This is a genomic window from Rhodoglobus galactosidasius (assembly GCF_054957775.1).
This window is the reverse complement of sequence record NZ_JBQIAV010000031.1, coordinates 1-261: the sequence shown is the minus strand read 5'-3', so window position 1 is coordinate 261 and position 261 is coordinate 1. Positions and strand designations below refer to the sequence as shown.

1 rRNA gene is annotated in these 261 nt (G+C 51.3%); it reads right to left on the bottom strand.

What is annotated here, in order from left to right:
- A 5S ribosomal RNA gene (rrf, locus tag ACTJJW_RS14755) occupies nt 1-55 on the bottom strand; the annotation flags it as partial.
- Between the last annotated feature and the right edge of the window lie 206 nt (nt 56-261).

The following is a 261-nucleotide window of genomic DNA, read 5'->3' as shown; positions in this document are numbered from 1 at the left end:
TAGCTTCCGGGTTCGGAATGTAACCGGGCGTTTCCCTCTCGCTATGGCCGCCGAAACACTATTGATTTATGTATCAGTCTGGGCCAGTAAACATAACCTGGAACCCTCCCGAAGGTGGATCCCGAGCAATGTGTGCTGGGCGCAGTTCCCGACCGTAAATCGGGAACCACAAAGTGGACGCGAGAATTCTTCTCAGTCACCATCGCAACCCTAAAGGGTTCCGGTGAGGTGGGGTGTTATCAATTTATCGACTTATTAGTA